The sequence below is a fragment of the Dubosiella muris genome (assembly GCF_004793885.1).
Taxonomy (GTDB): Bacteria; Bacillota_I; Bacilli_A; order Erysipelotrichales; family Erysipelotrichaceae; genus Dubosiella; species Dubosiella muris.
This window is the reverse complement of sequence record NZ_SRYG01000009.1, coordinates 1-15334: the sequence shown is the minus strand read 5'-3', so window position 1 is coordinate 15334 and position 15334 is coordinate 1. Positions and strand designations below refer to the sequence as shown.

13 protein-coding genes and 1 rRNA gene are annotated in these 15334 nt (G+C 55.4%); 2 read left to right on the top strand and 12 right to left on the bottom strand.

The annotated features are described in order from the left end of the window. Positions 1 to 7: 7 nt before the first annotated feature. The gene (locus E5336_RS05420; protein WP_135980061.1) at positions 8 to 2326 is read right to left on the bottom strand and encodes a beta-glucosidase; all 2319 of its coding nucleotides are present in this window, start codon (positions 2324 to 2326) and stop codon (positions 8 to 10) included. 89 nt (positions 2327 to 2415) lie between these two features. On the opposite strand from E5336_RS05420, the gene E5336_RS05415 reads away from it, so the two are divergent. Beyond that, complete coding sequence (locus E5336_RS05415; RefSeq protein WP_135980060.1) at positions 2416 to 3141, top strand: SDR family NAD(P)-dependent oxidoreductase; 726 nt, start codon at positions 2416 to 2418, stop codon at positions 3139 to 3141. A 10-nt stretch (positions 3142 to 3151) separates the two neighbouring features. On the opposite strand, the gene E5336_RS05410 is transcribed toward E5336_RS05415, so the two are convergent. Next, positions 3152 to 3433 (bottom strand): hypothetical protein, encoded by a 282-nt coding sequence (locus E5336_RS05410; protein ID WP_135980059.1) that lies wholly within the window; start codon positions 3431 to 3433, stop codon positions 3152 to 3154. Positions 3434 to 3501: 68 nt separating this feature from the next. On the opposite strand from E5336_RS05410, the gene E5336_RS05405 reads away from it, so the two are divergent. Continuing rightward, positions 3502 to 4716 (top strand): peptidoglycan bridge formation glycyltransferase FemA/FemB family protein, encoded by a 1215-nt coding sequence (locus E5336_RS05405; RefSeq protein ID WP_277820792.1) that lies wholly within the window; start codon positions 3502 to 3504, stop codon positions 4714 to 4716. Between the two features lie 69 nt (positions 4717 to 4785). Here E5336_RS05405 and kduI read toward each other — a convergent pair whose 3' ends face one another. The 10 genes from kduI to E5336_RS05355 all read right to left on the bottom strand — a co-directional run. Further along, complete coding sequence (kduI, locus tag E5336_RS05400; protein ID WP_135980057.1) at positions 4786 to 5652, bottom strand: 5-dehydro-4-deoxy-D-glucuronate isomerase; 867 nt, start codon at positions 5650 to 5652, stop codon at positions 4786 to 4788. Continuing rightward, complete coding sequence (locus E5336_RS05395) at positions 5643 to 6308, bottom strand: RpiB/LacA/LacB family sugar-phosphate isomerase (protein WP_135980056.1); 666 nt, start codon at positions 6306 to 6308, stop codon at positions 5643 to 5645. Before E5336_RS05395 ends, kduI begins: the two co-directional genes overlap by 10 nt. Before the next feature lie 10 nt (positions 6309 to 6318). Next, complete coding sequence (locus E5336_RS05390; RefSeq protein ID WP_135980055.1) at positions 6319 to 7128, bottom strand: gluconate 5-dehydrogenase; 810 nt, start codon at positions 7126 to 7128, stop codon at positions 6319 to 6321. A gap of 32 nt (positions 7129 to 7160) precedes the next feature. Beyond that, a complete protein-coding gene (locus E5336_RS05385) occupies positions 7161 to 8189 on the bottom strand; it encodes a LacI family DNA-binding transcriptional regulator (protein WP_168353566.1) in 1029 nt (342 codons plus the stop codon). A 257-nt stretch (positions 8190 to 8446) separates the two neighbouring features. Beyond that, positions 8447 to 9805 (bottom strand): citrate transporter, encoded by a 1359-nt coding sequence (locus tag E5336_RS05380; protein ID WP_135980053.1) that lies wholly within the window; start codon positions 9803 to 9805, stop codon positions 8447 to 8449. Between the two features lie 120 nt (positions 9806 to 9925). Further along, positions 9926 to 10678, bottom strand: a complete 753-nt coding sequence (locus tag E5336_RS05375; RefSeq protein WP_135980052.1) for a M28 family peptidase — start codon at positions 10676 to 10678, stop codon at positions 9926 to 9928. Further along, positions 10675 to 11280 carry a hypothetical protein gene (locus tag E5336_RS05370; RefSeq protein ID WP_135980051.1) on the bottom strand — a complete coding sequence of 202 codons (606 nt, stop codon included), beginning with the start codon at positions 11278 to 11280 and terminating at the stop codon, positions 10675 to 10677. The genes E5336_RS05375 and E5336_RS05370 overlap by 4 nt, the downstream gene beginning before the upstream one ends. Positions 11281 to 11456: 176 nt before the next feature. Then, positions 11457 to 13595 (bottom strand): hydantoinase/oxoprolinase family protein, encoded by a 2139-nt coding sequence (locus E5336_RS05365; protein ID WP_135980050.1) that lies wholly within the window; start codon positions 13593 to 13595, stop codon positions 11457 to 11459. 62 nt (positions 13596 to 13657) lie between these two features. Continuing rightward, positions 13658 to 14686, bottom strand: a complete 1029-nt coding sequence (locus tag E5336_RS05360) for an aldose epimerase family protein (protein ID WP_135980049.1) — start codon at positions 14684 to 14686, stop codon at positions 13658 to 13660. Between the two features lie 544 nt (positions 14687 to 15230). After that, positions 15231 to 15334, bottom strand: a 23S ribosomal RNA gene (locus E5336_RS05355); the annotation flags it as partial.

Below are 15334 nucleotides of genomic sequence, written 5' to 3'. Positions count from 1 at the left end.
CTCTCCTTTACGTGTTTTCTTTTAAAAACGCCAGCAGCGCGCGCCAGTCGACGTGCCGGGCGCCACGAACGACGTGGCCGTTGAGCAAATCCAGCAACCCCTGGCGCGTCGCGGCGTCGATGGCGTTCATCTTCAAGATCCGCAGCGGCGCCGTTTGCAGCAGCTCGCCCTGGCGTGCCGGCACTTGTTTCAGCAGCCAGCGCGCCACCGTACGCTCCATCCAGCCGCCCTCCATCAAATCATTCAGGCACACGTTTTGATCGTAAGGCTTGCGCGCGCTTTCCGCCATGAAAATCTCCCGTCCGCAAAGACTGGCGAAATCGGATCGGGTGAGGCGCCCCACGTTTTTCGCGCTCGCGTACGCCGGCACGACCGAAACCGAAACGCCATCCGTTTCCAGCAGGAACCGATGGTGAATCGCTCGGGAACTGGACCCCACCTCGATTTGATGAACGCCTTTTCGCAGCACCCAGCCGTCGAAATACTCCATCAAGTCCTCGTCTTGCACAAGATAGGAAACGAATGCCTCCTCGTTTGGCGCCAAATCCAGCTTCTCGAAATAAAGAAGCTTCTGCGTGGAAAACGGCAGCGCGTCGTTGCGATAAATTTGCACGACTTCCGACCCGCGCCGCTTGCCGGTGTTGCGCACCCGAAAGCCGATACGGCGGCCTGTCCGCTCAAATTCCGAATACGCAAACGTCGTATACGACAAGCCGTAGCCAAACGGAAACAACACGTCGACCTGGGCGCCGTTGTAGTATTTGTACCCCGTGTACACGCTTTCCACGTACGCGCTCGCCTTCCAGCCTGTCCGCACCGGGATTTCCAGTCCGGGACGCGGCCACGTTTCCGCCAGCCGACCCCCGGCCTCGGCTTGTCCCTGCAAAACCCGCGCCAGCGCGCTTTGCCCATAGCTGCCGCCCAAATACGACAGCGCGACGCCCTGCACCTGTTCCAGCCACGGCATCGCGACCGGACCGCCGCAAGCCAGCGCCACCACGACGCGTTCATGCACTTGCGCGATGCGGCGAATGACCTCGTTGATTCCCTCGGGGAGCGCCAGCGTCTTGCGGTCGAACCCTTCGGATTCCGCCTGGGCGGGCAACGCCGCGCAAACGAGGACGACTTCGCTTTTGCGCGCCAGCGAGACGGCCTGGGCGCACCACGCCTCGTTGGTTTTTCCTTCCTCGTCGAATCCTTTAGCGTAATACGCGTGATCGAACACGTCGACTAGTCGTTCGACTTCGAGCGGGTTGACTTTCGAGCTTCCCGTCCCTTGAATGCGGGGATGCTTCGCGAATGCGCCCACCAGCGTCACTGAACGGGTACGGATTGGCAGCGCGCCGTTTTCGTTTTTGAGCAGCACGATGCCGCTTTCCGCCGCGGCGCGGGCGATTTGTTTCCGCTCGCTCCGGGAAAGCGCGGCGCGAGGGCTTTGTCCGGCCTGGTGCACGAGCAGTTCCAGCAGCGGCAGGACGCAAGCGTCCAGCCCGCCCTCTGTCCAGCGCCCTTCGTCAAGCGCCCGCTCCAGCAATGTCGTCGTTTCGTCGCTAACACCGGGCATTTCCAAATTCAATCCCGCCTGAAAGCTTTTCAACACGTCGTTGACCGCGCCCCAGTCGCTTATGTACGCCCCGCCAAAGCCCGCCGAACGGCCAAGGTCGAGCAGCGCCTTGTTTTCGGTACAGTACACGCCGTTGAGCCGGTTGTACGCCGTCATCATCGCCGCGACATCCGTTTCCTTTCCGATGGCGCGAAACGGCCGCAAATAAATTTCCGCCAGCGCTTTGTCGTCCACGATGGCGTCGCACACCATGCGGCCGGTTTCCTGGTTGTTGCACACAAAATGCTTCACACACGCCGCGACGCCCAGGCTTTGAATGCCGGCGATCATCGCCGCGCCCATTTTCGTCGACACGAGCGGGTCTTCGCTGTAATACTCGAAATTGCGCCCGCCCAACGCGAACCGCTTGTGGTTGACACCTGGCGCCAGCACCATGGCTACATCCTCCTCGATACAATCGGAAGCCAGCGCCTGGCCGACTCGCTCGATCAATGCCGGATCAAAGGTGGACGCGCACGTGACGGGTGCCGGATAGCAAATGGCGGGCACGCTTTCATGCACCCCGAAATAGTCCGCCTCCTTGACTTGCTTGCGCAAGCCGCTGGGCCCGTCGCTGATCCAGTAGTCCGGCAAACCGAGCCGCTCGATTCCGCGCATCCGCCAGTAATCGAGGCCCGAAAGCATTTCGCATTTTTCCTGGCGCGACAGCCGCGAAAGTAGCGCCCGCGCTTTCTTTTTTTCCTCATCCGTGATAAAACTCATAAATTTAGTATACCATGAATCGCGAAGTGGTTGCCGGAAAGGCCAAACAATCGCATAATAAAGAAAAGAAAACGAAGGAGGCAACAACAATGAACAAAGTATGCATCGTGACCGGCGGCACCCGCGGCATCGGTCTGGAAACCGTCAAGACGTTTTTAAACGCCGGCTACCACGTGGTTTTGTATGGGTCGCGCGAGGAAACCGTCCAAAAGGCGCTGGCCGCCCTTTCCGGTGAAAACGTGGAAGGCCGCTGGACCCCGTTGACCGATTACGAGAAAATCAAAGCGGATTTCGATGACATCGCCACCCGGCTTGGCTCGATCGACGTGCTCGTCAATAACGCGGGTGTCTCGGACGCCACCCCGCTGGAAAAGTACACCATCGAAAATTTCGACCGCGTCATGGACTTGAACGTGAAAGCGCCGTTCGTCTGCACGAAAGCTGCCGTCGAATGGATGAAAAAACAAGGAGCCGGCGTGATTTTAAACACCAGCTCGATGGTCAGCACGTTCGGGCAGCCTAGCGGCGTCGCCTATCCAACCAGCAAGTTCGCCATCAACGGCATGACGAAATCGCTGGCGCGCGAACTGGGAAAATACGGCATCCGCGTCAACGCCGTGGCGCCGGGCATCACGGAAACGGACATGGTCAAAGCCCTTCCAAAACAAGTGATCGACCCGCTCATCCAAATGATTCCGCTGCACCGGGTCGGCACCCCGCAAGACATTGCCGAGGCGTTTTTGTTTTTGGCAAGCGACAAGGCGTCGTACATTACCGGCGCGATCCTGCCAGTCGATGGCGGCCAAGTTCAATAAGCGCGCGTTTTTAGCGATCCTCTGGATCGCTTTTGATTTGGATTTCGATTTTCCCGGCTTCCCGCTCGTAGTGGGCCGCAAGCCCGGCAGCGTCCAGCGCCTGGTGGCACGCGGCGAGCAGCCGATAGCACTTGGCTAAAAACAACGTTTTCTCGCCGCCGTATTCCAGAGTGCGGATCGGCCGCTTGAGCGCGGTGATCGCCGGCTTGAACCGGCCGGCCTCGTAAAGGGCGAGCGCGCGCTCGTACCCGGTACGGACGCGTGAAAACTCGCTTGTCGTCATGTTTTTCATCCTTTCCTCCTTTTTTATTTGAAATCTCTTTTGTATAGTATGATAATATACCGATGGAGGTAAAGGACATGCAGTTTACGACCAATCTTTCAAGGGAGGAATACGACGCGTTCGTCGCCAGCCATCCCAATTCAAACTTATTGCAAAGCTATGACTGGGCCCGTGTCAAAAGCAACTGGGACCATCTTTATACAGGCATGAAAAACGAGGAAGGAAAATTGATCGCGACCGCGCTTGTTTTGATCAAGCCGCTTCCCGGCGGTTTTTCCATGATGTACATTCCTCGCGGGCCGATTCTCGACTACACCAACCAACCGCTGCTGACGGCGTTTTTGCGCCATCTCAAGCAGGAAGGGAAAAAACGCCGCGCGCTGTTTATCAAAATGGATCCCGCCATCATCATCGGCAAGTATCCGTCTTCCGATACCAGCCGGCCGAAAAACGGTCAGGAGGCGCTCGTCAAAAACTTTGAAAACGCCGGATGCATCCACCAGGGATTCACGACGATGATTTCCGAAAGCATCCAGCCGCGCTTCCACTCGATCGTGGATCGTCCCGAGGACTTGCTCGCCTCGCTGCCGAAGAAAACGAAAAAGCTCATCAAGGAAGCCGAAAAGCGCCATTTGAAAATCGTGCAGGGCCGCCATGCGCTGCTGGAGGATTTCGCCAGTCTGGTGGCAAAGACTGAAGATCGCAAGCACGTCGCCCTGCGCAGCAAGGAATACTTCAAACACTTGCTCGACTGCTATGGCGACAACAGCATCATCATGCTGGCGATCGCGGACCTTGGCTTGATTTTGTCCGAAAACCAAAAGAAGCTCGCCAAAATCGAAGCCGACTTAACCAGCCTGCCGGAAAACCAAAAGAAAAAGCGCTTCACGCTGGAGGAACAAAAAGCCGGACTGGAAAAAGACATCGCCAATTTGGAACAATTCGGAAAAGAGCTTGGCACGCTGGATCCGACCCCGATTGCCGGCGTCTTGACGATCAAGTACGGCAAATGCGCCGAAATGCTGTACGCAGGCATGGACGACCGGTTCCGCCGCTTTATGCCCCAATACAAGACGTACATCGAAAATTTCCAGTGGGCGTTCGACCATGGCTGCGAGGAATTCAGCATGGGTGGCGTCGAGGGCACCCTCGACGACGGGCTCACGCACTTTAAAGACAATTTCGCCCCTTTGATCCACGAGTACATTGGCGAATTCGACTTGCCAGTCAACGCGCTTTTGTACAAGCCAAGCAAATGGGCCTACAACCGCCGCAAAGGCGGCCAAGACTAGAACAGCGACTGCTGTTCTTTTTTCATGCAAAAAAGATCCCTTGCCTAAACGGTAAGGGATCGAAAATGTCTAGCGAAGGTCTTTCATCAACACTTCGTCCATGTCGTCAAAATCCTGGTTCTCGCCAACCATGCCCCAAATAAACGTATAGTTGCGCGATCCGCTGCCCGCGTGAATCGACCAGGACGGGCTGATGACCGCCTGCTCGTTGCGCACGACCAAATGGCGGGTTTCCTGCGGCTCGCCCATATAATGCATGACGAACGCGTCTTCCGGCAAGTCGAAATACAAGTACACTTCCATGCGCCGGTCGTGCGTGTGGCAAGGCATCGTGTTCCATACGCTGCCCGGCTCCAAATGCGTCATTCCCATTTCGAGCTGGCACGATTCGACTTGGCCGGGCAAAATATATTTATTGATGGTGCGGTGGTTCGAATCCTCGAGCGTGCCCAGCTCCTTTTTGTTTTCCGGCAAAATTTCTACGTCGTAAGGCTGCTCCGCTTTTTTATCCTTCAAGATCCGCTTCGCCGGATACGAGCGATGCGCCGGACCAGAACACAAGTAAAACTTGGCCGGATTTTCCTCGCTCTCGCTTTCAAAGACGATGTCTTTGGTTCCCTGGCCAAGGTACAACCCGTCACGTGAGCCGATTTCGTACGCGACGCCATCCGCCGTCACGACGCCCGGGCCGCCAATGTTGATGAGGCCCAGCTCCCGCCGTTCCAAAAAATAGTTCGCGCGTAGCTCGTCGCCCGCTTCCAACTTCAGGGCGCGGCCAACCGGCATCGCCCCGCCAAAAATAATGCGGTCGATGTGGCTGTACACAAGCTTGATTTCATTTTCGAAAAAAAGCTTTTCCACTAAAAATTCCTCGCGAAGCCGTTTCGTGTCGTAATGTTTTTCATCTTGCGGTGAGCAAGCCGTTCTTACTTCCATTGCGAATTGTCCTTTCCATTTTTCTGAATTAGATCCCGAATCAAAGCCGCGTACTCTTCGCTGGCGCAATCCTGGAAAAACCGCGCCTGAAACGACGGCCGCCCGATGACGCCTTGCACAAGCTGCGCGTCGAGCTGCGGCAAAATCGCCTTCAAGTCCTGACACGTCACCGCTTTGACTTGATCGAGAATTTGCTTGTTGCGCTGTTCGGGAATGGCGCGCTCTCTTGGATAGCCTTGTCCGGCCGGTTCGCAAAAAAGCTTTTCAAAAATATATTCGAGGTTTAAATCGCCGCCCCAGCCAAAGCCTTTCGCAAACGGCAAGGCGATAGCGTTGCCGTCGTTGATTTGGGCGAACGTGTACGCGTCAAGCGGATCTTCGATGTGTCCGCATAAAACCCCCGGAAACGCGTTGCACGCCAGCATCGCGCCCTGGCCGGTTCCACAGCCCGTCACGACATAGTCGGCCGCGCCTGAATTCAGCAGGATGGCCGCCAAAATGCCGTTTTGCACATACGTCAGCGCCTCGTCCTGCTCGTCGAACATGCCATAGTTGACGACTTCGTAGCCATACGGCGCGACCGCCTTTTTGAGCGCGCGCTCGACGGCCGCGTTTTTGGAAGCTTGCGAGTTTTCATTGATCAACGCGATTCGCATACGGCCTCCTTTACTGCGGCGTCCGGCCAAGACTGGCCAGAATGCCGCCATCCACGTAAAGAATGTGTCCGTTCACAAAATCCGAAGCCTTCGACGCCAAAAAGATGGCAGGGCCTTCCAAGTCTTCCGGCGTCCCCCAGCGGTGCGCGGGCGTTTTCGCCAAAATAAAGGCGTCAAACGGATTGGCGGACCCGTCGGCTTGCGGCTGGCGCAGCGGCGCGGTTTGACTGGTTGCGATATAGCCCGGACCAATTCCGTTGCATTGAATGTTGTGTTCGCCAAATTCAGCGCAAATGTTTCTTGTCAGCATTTTCAGTCCGCCTTTGGCCGCGGCGTATCCGGCCACCGTTTCCCGGCCCAGTTCGGACATCAGCGAGCAAATGTTGATGATCTTGCCTGCGTTTTTTTGAATCATGCCCGGCAAAACGGCTTTCGCCATAATAAACGGACCGGTCAAATCGACGTCGACGACTTTGCGAAAATCCGCCACGCTCATCTCCAGCATGCTCGTGCGCTGAATAATGCCCGCGTTGTTGACGAGGATATCCACCGTTCCGACTTCGGATTCGATTTGCCTGATCATCGCCGCCACGTCGTCTTCCTTCGTGACATCGCAAACATAGCCATGGGCATGCAGGCCTTGTTCGGCATACGCCGCGAGTGCCTGGGCGTTTTTTTCCTCGCTCCGGCCGTTGAAACAAATGGTGGCGCCCGCTTTGCCAAGCGCGACCGCGATGCCAAATCCGATGCCATGCGTGGCGCCGGTTACAAGCGCAACTTTTCCTTCCAGCCCGAATAGCTGGTCAATGTATGTGTTCATATTGGTTTTCCTCCAGGATTGTGTTCATGATTTTATTCCTCTTTCTTGTTTTTGACGTTTCGCGTCGAGCCCAGCGCGTGGAGCCGGCACGGGAAAATCCGGCAAGGCAGCTCCTTGTTTTGTTCCAGGATCCCGTCCAAAAGCAGCCGCGCGGCGTGGAACCCGGCCTCGTAGGCGGGCTGCACGATCGTCGTCACGGGCGGATCGACCATTTCCGCCCATTCGAGCGCGTTGATTCCAATCAAGCCGATGGACTCGGGCATCAGCTCGCGGTACCGGCGCAACACGAGGTACACCGCCCGCAAAAGCGCCGGCGTCGTGACGAAAAAACACGTCGGCTCGTCGATTCGAATTTGCTGCACGAGCCGGTACTCCAGCGAGGTCGTGTCGTCCGGATCGGCGACATACAGCGCCGTGGCCGCGCGATGGCGCAGCCGGGTGACGCTGTCGAAGGCCCGGCAGCGCTGCGCGATGGTGCCGTGCTTTCCCGGCTCTTCGCTGACGAGAATGAACCGCTTGTAGCCAGCGTCGACGGCCTGGTCGAGGGCGTCGTACACGGCCTCGTAGTCGTTGGTGCGCACCCAGTAGCGGTAAGGCGACACATGCGAAGGGTTGTAGACGACCAGAGGGCTTGGACTTTTGAGCGTGTTCCACAACAAGTCGAAGCTGTCGCTTGGGCTGACGATAAACCCGTCGACGCCAAGCGCCTTCATCTTTTCGATTTGGCGGCGTTCCTCGTCCAGATCCCAGCCGGACAGCGCCACGATCATTTGGTAGTTGTTTTCTTTCAGGCAGTCCTCGACGCCTTCCAAAAATCCCGCTTTTTCCTTGGAATCCAGAGAATGAAGCAGGACGCCAATCAAATACGACTGCTTGTTGTTGAGAGAACGAGCCAAAACATTGGGAACAAATTCGGTTTCTTCAATGACCGATTCGATTTTGTCCCGGGTCTTGCTGGACATTTTCTCGAATTTCCGGTTCAAATAAAACGAAACCGTCGTCCTGGACACGCCCGCTTTTTTCGCGATATCCGCGATTGTGATCGAATTTTTTTTTCGCATAACTACCTTTATCCTCTTTCGTTTGTGATCGGAATCCATGGGGATGTAAAGCAGTTTCCCGTTGGCCTGGCTGTCCGGCCCGTTCCGTTTTCCGTTTGTATTCAAACAAAACAGAAATTTTTATTTGTTCTAATTTTACACCTTTTCCGGCAAATTGACCGCTTTTTTTGATTCGCGCACAATGCAGGAAAAGGATGGTGTTCCGGGATACATCATCCTTTGGCCCGCAATCCGCTCGCGGAATCAATAAAACTGGATTAAATGCCCATTCCGTTCATAAAGTAGTTCATGAGCAGCAGCAAAGCGCCAATCGCCCATCCAACCGGGATGGTGTATTTCATGAATCCCTTCGAGCTGACTTTCGTATAGCCAAGTCCCCAGGCGACCCACGACTGCGTGATGTCCAAATGCTGTGGAACGATCGTCGTGATCGCGAACAGCGGGTACAGGAACGTGACCGGCAAATTCGATGTCGCGCCAAGAATCACGACAGCGACCGCCGTACCGCATCCAACCAGGTTGGTCGGCCCGCGGAAGAAGCCGGCCGGGATGAGCACGGCCATCAAAAGCGTCAGGCCCAGCACGCTGTGCGGGAAGATGTCGCCGATAATGGCTTCAAAATATGGTCCGGCGTAGACGGCGACGTTGTTGAACATCGCCAGGGTCAGCAGGAAGCCAATCATTGGGGCCACGTCAACCGATCCATCGGTAAAGAGCTTGGAAATCAGCTGCGCGATTTTGTCGTAGCCGTTTTTCAGCTTTCCGCACGTCAGCAACGCGAACAAAGCGGAAACGAAGAAAGCCGGAATGACTTGCAGCTTGCAGATCACGACGAGCAGGATCGGCAAAATCACGGAAATCCAGGAAATCGCCGGCGCGTCACCTTGCGGCTGACTGTTTGGCGTCACCGCCGCCCAGGCGTGGGATTTGGCGTGTTTGGACAGCGCCACGCACGATACGATCATGACGATGGCGAACGCGACGACGGCCGCGATGGCGCCAAAGTAGAAGTAGTCCTGGAACGTGTACGCCGCGTCCGCGAACTTGCCTGGCTCCATGCCATCCAAAATGCCTTGATATTGTTTAAAGTTTGTCACGTTGGCCAAAATACCGCACATGATCGAGCCCATGAAGCTAAAGAGGGCGATGCTGGACGGAATGCCTAGCGCCTGCATGATTGGCAGCGCGATGACGGCGATGGCGATGACCGGCCCGATTCCCGTCATGGACGTGAAGCACAGAAGAACCACGAAGCACAGAAGGCCCATCGTAATTTTTGGCTTGTCGCCACCTAGTTCGACGACTTTGCGAATAAGCGTGGAAGCGATGCCCGTCTCGATCAGCACCCGGCCAAAGAAAGCGCCGAAGAAGATATTGACGAGAATGGATTTCGCATAGCCTTCCGGCCCGGCTTGATAGACATTGCCGATGATATCAATAACGGACATGTCCGCCATTTGCGGATTGGGCGAAAGGGCGTTACCGACCAGCACTAAAACAAGCCAAAGTGTCGTGATAATAAGGAATCCTACCATCAAGTTCTTTCCCTTTACGGCATAGTAAATTAATCCGATCAAGGAAAGCAGAAGCAAGATACCAATAATGATGCTACTCATAGTTTTTGTATCCTCCTGTAATCATTACTACGAACGGCGCGAATCGCAATTTCTTCGTGCGCCTCTTTATAACATCGAACCAGCGACTGTCTCCCGGATTTTGGACAGTTTCTGGCGCTGCTATTGAATCAATCCTTCCAGCAGATGACAGAGCACGTGGTTCATGCTCGCCTCCGACACGTGTTCGGGATCGTCGAGCGAACCGCCGTGGATCGTCTGGACGACTTCCAGCGCTTCCATCGTCTGGCCCAAGGAAGGGAAGCCGCGTTGCGTGGCTTGCAGCGATTGGGCGTCGCTTGCAGGCATCATGCTCACCAGCATGACCGGCACACCCATCGAAACGAGTGCGCCATCGTCGCTTTCCGGCAAGTTCGCCAAAGAAAGCGGATGGTATTTTTTTCGCGGCTGCCCCGCGGTCAGTTTTCGAAAATACGAGTGGAACCGTCCTTTGCGAATCCGGTACGTTTCCTGTTCTCCATACCCGCACACGTCGAGCACGACAAGACAGGACACGCATCGTTTGTCCATGGTTTGGCAAAACAGGTTTGCGCCGGTATGCCCTCGCTCCTCGCCATCCAGAAAGGCCACCCGGCAAGTACCCGCGGCGCGCTCAAGCAGCCGGATCAACACCGCGACGGACGCGAGGTTGTCGTTGGCTCCCGAACTGCCGGGCACGACATCGTAATGCGCGCAAAACATCGGCAGCGCGCGCGAATCGTCGAAGTCGCCAGCGAGCAAATTTATGGCGTCTGCGTCTTGCTGGGGCCGGCAGGGAATGCCTTTTTCTTTCAAAAGCCGGCATAGGCGCTCGCGGCGCGTCGAGGGATCGAGCCCGGCCAAATACCGGACGGTTTCTTTCATGGGTTCGCTCATGCTTGCGGCTTGAACCCGGAAGCGGGCGGCTGAGCCGCCTGGCTCATTTCCTCATAGAGGGCGCTGCTCGCGCTTTCCGAATAGCCGTAGACGAGAAAGGCGTCCAGCACGTAAGGGGAAAACGGCAGCCCCGTCATCCGTTTGGCGAAGGCCATCGCCGCGATCTCGCTAAGGACCGCGACCGGACTGCGGTTGGTAAACCAGCCCGCTTTCCAAAGCACGACGGAATGCGTCCGGGTCCAAATGGCGGGATCGCGCAGTTCCAGCACGTGGAACAACTCGTGCGCGATCAGTACCGAGGCGATGTCCACGTCGCAGCCAAACGCGTTTTTCACATCCGGCTGCGCGAGCAGCGCTTCTCCTTTTTCCAGCCCGTCCTCATACACGTGGATTGTTCCCGGTTCCTGAAAATCGGCGAATACAATGCGGGAGCTGCTTTGCGGCCGGTCCTGGAACACAAGGTCCAAGCCGAGCTTTTCCGCGAGCTCCTCCATCGGAATCGTCCCGTATTGTTCCTGACACGCCTGGGCGTATCGTTCTCCGCACGCCACGGCTTGCTGGTACATATCCTGACGTTCCTCGTCGCAAAAGCGGCCATTCATCGGCTCGCGGGAAAAAGCGTACCGCCCGCCACCAGTTCGCCTGGGGAATGTTCGTTAAATCGCGCACGATGCGCGAAACGGGGCGAATCGCGACGTCCGGTATCGAAAAATTCGGTTTTCCGGCAAGCGATTTTCCAATGCGTTCCACGTATTTTTGCAACGAAGAGCCTCTTGGTTTAGAAGATGTCATTGCAGTCACCGATCACGAGCACTTCTTCCATTGGATCCCGATCCTGGATGTCCAAATTCATCAGCAACTCGTTTTGATTCAAATCCACCGCGCTGTAGTCGCAAACCCGTGGCCCGATGCACAAGTAGTAGTCCGGCCGCAAAATCGTTTCGGATTTGTAAATAGCCAGGTCGTCCCACATCGCTTCCACCGCGCTTTGATAGTCCTTGGCTGGCGTGCAGACCGCTTTCGCGTTCGAGCACTGCACGCGGATGAATCCTTTTTTATCAATGATTCGAATTGGCGTCTTTTCGCCTTTTTTCGCGGTGAAGACATAGAAGTTGTCGGTCTTGCAGGCGCATTCGATGTCCGTGACGTCGGCACCAAAGTCGGCTTGCGCCAGTTCAAGCGCTTCCTCCTGGGAGCACTCTTTGAGCAAGTCGGTCGTTTTCACTTCGGTGGATCCCGTCGCGATGGCGGTCACCTTGCCGGATTGATTGTCGATTTCAATATGGACTTCGACCGTGTCGGCCGCCGCGCCCGAGTCGATGCAGGCGTCGATGGCTTCTTTTTTCATCGCGGCGATGTCTTCCTCGGTTGGGTTTGGAATGACGCGCTCGATGACGTCGCGAACCATGGCCAGAGACACGCCGATCGAGGAAATGACTTCCGCGTTTTCCGGGATCGAGTATTGCAGGCCCATCTTTTTGGCGCAATACGGAACGAGCGAGGCGGCTCCGCCTCCGCAGCCGACCAGCTTCATGGCGTCGTGATCCAAATGGTATTTTTCGGCCAGCGCGTTGATGCAGGCGCTGACTTTCTCGTAGTCTTTTTCCAAGATTTTCTCGGCGAGCTGCTCGACGGTGATTTGCAGCCGGTCCGCGATTGGCTGCATCGCTTTGCGCGCGCTTTCGGCGTTTCCGTGAGCGAAGTACTTTTCGTCAATGAGTCCAAGCACGTTGGCGGCATCGGTGTTCGTAATCGTGATGCGTTTGCCGTTTTTCAGCCGGATCACGACATAGTCGTTCGGGTCACCGTCTTTTGGCGCGACAAGTTCGATTTGCGGATCCTCGATTTCATCGGGATCGGTAAAGCAGGCGTAGTCGCAGCCGGCGATGTGGGCCGAACGAGGGCCGACGTCCACGACGTCCTTGTCGTTGATTCGAATCATGGAACCGCCCGCGCAGCCAAGAATGCGGACGTCCAGCGAGTTGATGTACGTGTCGTGCCCGCCGATGTTGGCGTAATCGACACCCGGACGGCCGTTTTTAATGACGCCGATGTTCGTCGTCGTGCCGCCGACTTCGAAATAAATCGCGTTGGACGCGCGCAAGTACATGAGGGAGCCCATGACGGACGCCGCCGGACCGGACAAGGCGGTCAGGATCGGGCGTTTGCGCATCTCGCTGATTTCCATGACGCCGCCGTCGCCGCGCATGATCATGAGCGGCACTTTGACGCCCGCGTTTTTTACGGAATTTTCCGTCGCGTTGGCGGTGGCGACCATTTTTGGCAAAATCGACGCGTTGATGGCGGCGGTTCTCGTCCGGCGGGTCAGCCCATACAGCTTCGTGATGTCGGAGCCCATCGTAACCGGCAAGCCCAGGCTTGTCGCCTCGTTGTAAATCATCTTTTCCTCGTCCTGGCTGTCGACACCAAAGGCCATCGAAGCGACGATGACTTCCGAGTTTTGTCCAGACAAGCTTTGAATGGCGCTGTGAATGGTTTCTTTGCATAGTTTTTTCTTGGGGATGTACTCGTTGCAAATCGGGATCTTCTTACCGGTTTTCTCATCGAGAACCACGTCTTTGAGGCGTAGCTGCCGTTTGGCCAGCAGCCCTTCCACCCCGCCTCCGGCCACGCCAATGATGCCGACTGGCGCGACGTCGCCTTCGATGAAGGCGTTGGTGGCTTGCGTTGTCGAGTGGGCGACAAAAACGACGTCGTCGGGTGAAATGCCGTTTTCGCGCAAACAGTTTTCAAACGACTGCACAACGCCCAGGGCGACTCCTTCTTTGGCGTCGTGGGTCGTTTTCACTTCGTTTTTTCCAATGATTTCATGGGTTTCGTTGTCCATGGCCACGCACTTGGTGTACGTGCCGCCGACGTCGATTCCCATTCTTACTTTCCGGGATGTTTGATTCATGGTTGTTTCCTCCTAATTGATCGTACTTTTTTATGAATGAAGTTAAGTAGTTTACTTATTGTTTAAAATGTCGAGGATTCCTCCTCCTTGTCGTCATCGAGCCAATATTCGATGATTTGCACCGCGTGCTCTCCCGCTTTCAAAACCGGTTTTTCGTGCGTTTCATAATTAATCGCGTTGGGATAGTACTCGGGTTCAAAGCATACCCGTTCGTGGTATCCATACGCGACTCCTCGGTGACCGACGTAGCTTCCATCCAGGAAGTTTCCGGTGTAAAAATGGATACCCGGCAAGTTGGAGCGGGTTTCGAGCCGCAGCCCGTTGGCCCGGCACACGGCCATCGTCCGCAAGCCGCTTCCTTGAATCGAATAGTGGTGGTCATAACCGCGGGTCATTCGGATTTGCTCGTCGGCGCTGTTAAAGTCCGCGCCGATTTCCTTTTCGTTCCGGAAATCGAAGGGAGTGTTTTCGCACAAAACCAAATCGCCTGTCGCCGTACCGGTTTCATCGTTGGGCGCGTAGGCGTCAGCGAACAGCTGTACCCGGTGCCCGGCGATCGACCCGTTCCCGTTTAAGTTGAAGTAGGAATGGTTCGTCGTGCCAAAGAGCGTCGTTTGATCGGATACGCCTTCGCATTCGATGTGGATGCCGCGTTCATCCAGACGATAGGTGACCTGGACTTGGAGATTGCCCGGATATCCTTCCTCGCCATCGGGGCTGGTTGCCGTCAAAACGATACGGTTGTCCTCCACGCGGCCTTGAAACATTCGTTTGTCGAATCCAACCGCGCCTCCATGGAGCGAATTGTTGCCTTTGTTCGCGCTCACATGGTAAGTTCTTCCATTCAAATCAAATTTTGCGTCTTTGATTCGATTGGCGACGCGGCCGATCGTGGACCCGAAATGGGCGGTATGCTGTACATAGTGTTCCACGTCGTCAAAGCCCGCGACGAGTTCAAGGTCCCGGTTCTTGTCGATAAAAGAAACGAGAGTGGCGCCGTAATCGGTGACCGCGATTCGAAAACGATCGTTTTCGAGAAGATAAAGCGTTACCGGTTCGCCATGCTGATTGTGTCCAAATTGTTTTTTCATGCCTACCTCTATCGAGTGAAAACGAAGTAAACTAGTTTATCTCCTGGTGAAAAAAATCCGCTCTTCTCCCAATGGATGAGAACTGTTTCGTTTTCCTTTGCCAAAATCCTGATTCTTTTTTTCCTGTAAGTACTTACACATGCAGGAGGACTGTTTTCATCCACTTGCTCTTTTTCCTCTCTTCTGAAAAGTAAACTAGTTTATATCAAGAGGAGAATAAAATCATTGCGTGAATAAAAACGCAGGGAATGCGCATCCGCCTTTTAGACGATGCGGCTACTTCTGCTTTGGCTTGTTTACGGCTCTTAGTGTAAGCCCTTACAGCTTAGAGTGCACGTAAAATGCTCACATAAATTTCAGAAATTTTTCCGCTTTTCTTCAAAGAAAAAAAAACAAGCGAGAAAAGGCTGAAAAAAGCCATTCCCGCTTGTTTGAATAAATAAAAAAACCTCGCCAGCGGCAAGGTGGTCGTTCGATCTCTCAAAACCAGAAACACGCCTTCTTTCTCTTTCCACAACCCCTTGGTCTTGGCAAGTCATGGGCTCTGATCAAGTCCTCGGCCGATTAGTACCGGTCAACTCCACGCATCACTGCGCTTCCATACCCGGCCTATCTACCTCATCGTCTTTGAGGGGCCTTACTTCTTCT

What these genes read in the sequence shown, in the direction of transcription:
- E5336_RS05420 (WP_135980061.1), bottom strand. Translation starts at nt 2,326, where the DNA reads ATGAGTTTTATCACGGATGAGGAAAAAAAGAAAGCGCGGGCGCTACTT.
- E5336_RS05415 (WP_135980060.1), top strand. Translation starts at nt 2,416, where the DNA reads ATGAACAAAGTATGCATCGTGACCGGCGGCACCCGCGGCATCGGTCTG.
- E5336_RS05410 (WP_135980059.1), bottom strand. Translation starts at nt 3,433, where the DNA reads ATGAAAAACATGACGACAAGCGAGTTTTCACGCGTCCGTACCGGGTAC.
- E5336_RS05405 (WP_277820792.1), top strand. Translation starts at nt 3,502, where the DNA reads ATGCAGTTTACGACCAATCTTTCAAGGGAGGAATACGACGCGTTCGTC.
- kduI (WP_135980057.1), bottom strand. Translation starts at nt 5,652, where the DNA reads ATGGAAGTAAGAACGGCTTGCTCACCGCAAGATGAAAAACATTACGAC.
- E5336_RS05395 (WP_135980056.1), bottom strand. Translation starts at nt 6,308, where the DNA reads ATGCGAATCGCGTTGATCAATGAAAACTCGCAAGCTTCCAAAAACGCG.
- E5336_RS05390 (WP_135980055.1), bottom strand. Translation starts at nt 7,128, where the DNA reads ATGAACACATACATTGACCAGCTATTCGGGCTGGAAGGAAAAGTTGCG.
- E5336_RS05385 (WP_168353566.1), bottom strand. Translation starts at nt 8,189, where the DNA reads ATGCGAAAAAAAAATTCGATCACAATCGCGGATATCGCGAAAAAAGCG.
- E5336_RS05380 (WP_135980053.1), bottom strand. Translation starts at nt 9,805, where the DNA reads ATGAGTAGCATCATTATTGGTATCTTGCTTCTGCTTTCCTTGATCGGA.
- E5336_RS05375 (WP_135980052.1), bottom strand. Translation starts at nt 10,678, where the DNA reads ATGAGCGAACCCATGAAAGAAACCGTCCGGTATTTGGCCGGGCTCGAT.
- E5336_RS05370 (WP_135980051.1), bottom strand. Translation starts at nt 11,280, where the DNA reads ATGAATGGCCGCTTTTGCGACGAGGAACGTCAGGATATGTACCAGCAA.
- E5336_RS05365 (WP_135980050.1), bottom strand. Translation starts at nt 13,595, where the DNA reads ATGAATCAAACATCCCGGAAAGTAAGAATGGGAATCGACGTCGGCGGC.
- E5336_RS05360 (WP_135980049.1), bottom strand. Translation starts at nt 14,686, where the DNA reads ATGAAAAAACAATTTGGACACAATCAGCATGGCGAACCGGTAACGCTT.